Source organism: Serratia sp. (in: enterobacteria) (genome assembly GCF_051654945.1).
In the GTDB taxonomy this organism is placed as follows: domain Bacteria; phylum Pseudomonadota; class Gammaproteobacteria; order Enterobacterales; family Enterobacteriaceae; genus Chania.
Window position 1 is genome coordinate 1 of sequence record NZ_JBOFZA010000005.1, and the last position, 3,261, is coordinate 3,261.

The 3,261-nt window shown below is 36.4% G+C and carries 4 protein-coding genes; all 4 read left to right on the plus strand.

Translation table 11 applies throughout. The annotated features are described in order from the left end of the window. The first annotated feature begins 33 nt into the window (after positions 1-33). The 4 genes from tuf (at position 34) to rplD (ending at position 3,212) form a co-directional block, all read left to right on the plus strand. Positions 34-1,221 (plus strand): elongation factor Tu, encoded by a 1,188-nt coding sequence (gene tuf, locus ACRDCA_RS00035; RefSeq protein ID WP_438508101.1) that lies wholly within the window; start codon positions 34-36, stop codon positions 1,219-1,221. A gap of 217 nt (positions 1,222-1,438) precedes the next feature. After that, positions 1,439-1,750, plus strand: coding sequence for a 30S ribosomal protein S10 (gene rpsJ, locus ACRDCA_RS00040; RefSeq protein ID WP_023050803.1), 312 nt, complete (start codon positions 1,439-1,441; stop codon positions 1,748-1,750). Between the two features lie 172 nt (positions 1,751-1,922). Then, positions 1,923-2,549, plus strand: a complete 627-nt coding sequence (rplC, locus tag ACRDCA_RS00045; RefSeq protein WP_438586041.1) for a 50S ribosomal protein L3 — start codon at positions 1,923-1,925, stop codon at positions 2,547-2,549. 30 nt (positions 2,550-2,579) lie between these two features. Then, positions 2,580-3,212 (plus strand): 50S ribosomal protein L4, encoded by a 633-nt coding sequence (rplD, locus tag ACRDCA_RS00050; protein WP_438586042.1) that lies wholly within the window; start codon positions 2,580-2,582, stop codon positions 3,210-3,212. Positions 3,213-3,261: the final 49 nt, after the last annotated feature.

Consider the following 3,261-nt stretch of genomic DNA (forward strand, 5'->3'; position numbering starts at 1 on the left):
AAAATATAAATAACAATTAGGAGGAAATTTCAAATGGCTAAAGAAAAATTTGAAAGAAGCAAACCGCACGTTAACATCGGAACAATAGGACACGTTGACCACGGTAAAACAACAACAACAGCAGCAATCTCTAAAGTATTATCAGATATGGGATTAGCTAAGAAAGTAGATTTCGCAAACATTGATGCGGCTCCAGAAGAGAGAGAAAGAGGAATCACAATCAATACAGCTCACATTGAGTACGAAACAGTAGAAAGACACTATGCGCACGTTGACTGTCCAGGACATGCTGACTACGTAAAGAACATGATAACTGGAGCGGCACAAATGGATGGAGCTATCCTAGTTGTATCAGCAGCGGATGGACCAATGCCTCAAACAAGAGAACACATCTTATTATCAAGACAAGTTGGAGTTCCATACATCGTAGTATACTTAAACAAAGCTGACATGGTAGATGACGAAGAGTTATTAGAGTTAGTAGAGATGGAAGTAAGAGAGTTATTAACAGAGTACGGATTCCCAGGAGACGATTTACCAGTAGTAATGGGATCATCTTTAGGAGCGATGAACGGAGAAGAGAAATGGGTAAACCAAATTAAAGCTCTAATGGACGCTGTAGATTCTTACATACCAACACCTGCAAGAGCAGTAGACCAACCATTCCTAATGCCAATCGAGGATGTATTCACGATAACAGGAAGAGGAACAGTAGTAACAGGAAGAATCGAAAGAGGAATAGTAAAAGTAGGAGAAGAGATCGAGATCGTAGGAATCAGAGAGACAACTTCTAAGACAACTTGTACTGGAGTAGAGATGTTCAGAAAGTTATTAGACCAAGGACAAGCTGGAGATAACGTAGGAGCATTATTAAGAGGAATCAAGAAAGAGGATGTTGAAAGAGGACAAGTATTATGTAAGCCAGGATCAATCTTACCTCATACAAACTTCAGATCAGAAGTATACGTATTAACTAAAGAAGAGGGTGGAAGACATACTCCATTCTTCTCAGGATACAGACCACAATTCTACTTCAGAACTACAGATATAACTGGAGCAATTGCTTTACCTGAAGGAGTAGAAATGGTAATGCCAGGAGATAACATTGAAATGACTGTAGAGTTAATTCATGCAATCGCAATGGAACCAGGATTAAGATTCGCGATAAGAGAAGGAGGAAGAACGGTAGCTTCTGGAGTTGTTGCAGAAATTACTAAGTAATCTTACTTAATCAAGAATTGAAAACTAAGTGAAATTTAGTTCATATAAAAGGGGACTTAGTCCCCTTTTATAATCCTAAAAAAGCTAGTAAAAAAAACTTTTAAATAAAAACAAAAAACATTTGCTTTTTGTAAAAAATGTGATATAATTACCAGAGTGTACAAAAGAATTATTTAATTCTTTTAATCGAAACTTTTAAGGAGGTGCGAAAAGTAAAATGGCTTCTAACAAGTTAAGAATTTACTTAAAAGCTTATGATCACACTTTATTAGATCAATCAGCTAAAAAGATAGTAGAAGTAGCAAAGAAATCTGGAGCAGAAATTGCAGGACCTATGCCACTACCTACAAAAATAAAAAAATATACTGTACTTAGATCAGTACACGTAAACAAAGACTCGAGAGAGCAATTCGAGATGAGAGTGCACAGAAGAATGGTAGAGATTAAAAACTCTAACCCTAAGACAATTGCTTCTTTAACAGCAGTTAACTTACCAGCTGGTGTTGGAATCGAAATAAAGCAAGCGTAATAGTTTGTTGAAAAGGTTCTGATGAAAAAAGCAGACAGCTGATTTTCGGGTAATTTGATGCAATTAAATTATCCTTACAGAATAATACAAGTTGGCGTTTTTTTTAAAGAAAAGTGGTGGAACCACGAGGGCAAGTTGTCAACCAATATATTATTTGATGGAGGTAAAACACATGTCAGGAATTTTAGCAAAAAAAATTGGAATGACTCAAATTTTCGAAGATGGAAAATTTATTCCAGTTACTGTTGTTGAAGCTGGACCTAACTTTGTTCTTCAAAAGAAGACTACAGAGAACGATGGATATACAGCTTTACAATTAGGATTTGACGAAAAAAGAGAAAAAAATACTACAAAGCCATTAATGGGAATCTTTAATAAAGCTGGTGTAAAGCCGTTAAGATTTGTTAAAGAGTTAAAAGTTGATTCAGTAGAAGGAATCGAACTTGGACAAGAGATTAAAGTGGATGCTTTAGCAGAAGTTGCTTTCGTAGACATAACTGGTACTTCAAAAGGTAAAGGAACATCAGGAGTTATGAAGAGACATAACTTCAGTGGAAACAGAGCTTCACACGGTGTGTCTAGAAACCATAGACTTGGAGGATCAATAGGTATGTCGTCTTGGCCTGGAAAAGTTCTTAAGAACAAAAAAATGGCTGGACAATATGGAAATGCAACTGTAACAGTTCAAAACTTAAAAATTGTTAAAGTTGACGCAGAAAACAACTTACTACTAATTAAAGGTGCAGTACCTGGTCCTAAGAACGGATATATCGTTGTTAAGCCGGCTGTAAAGAAATAATTAGTTAGTAGATGAGGAAGGAGGAAAATAATGGCAGTTTTAAACATATATGACTTAGCAGGTAACCAAACTGGTACTGTAGAAGTTAAAGATTCTGTATTTGGAATCGAGCCTAATCAAGCAGTATTACATGAAGTATTAACTGCGGAGTTAGCAGCTGCTAGACAAGGAACTGCAGCTACTAAAACTAGAGCTATGGTTAAAGGTGGAGGAAGAAAGCCTTTCAAACAAAAAGGAACTGGAAGAGCTAGACAAGGTTCTATAAGAGCTCCACACATGGTAGGTGGAGGAGTTACTTTCGGACCACAACCAAGATCATACGAGAAAAAAGTAAACAAAAAAGTAAGAAACCTTGCTTTAAGATCAGCACTTTCTGCGAAAGTTGCTGCTGGAGAAATCTTAGTTCTTGATGGAACTATCGAAACTCCAAAAACAAAAACAATAATCGCTTTAACTAACGCTTTAACAGCTAAAACAAAGCAATTATTCGTAGTAAATGACCTTGCTTCAGAAGCTGATTACAACTTATACTTATCAGCTAGAAACTTAGAGAACGCAGTAGTTCTTCAACCGAATGAGATTGGAGTTTACTGGTTATTAAAGCAAGAGAAAGTTATCGTAACTAAGGAAGCGTTAACGACAATCGAGGAGGTGCTTGCATAATGACTGCTTACGATATCGTAAAGAAGCCTGTAATCACTGAAAAAACTGA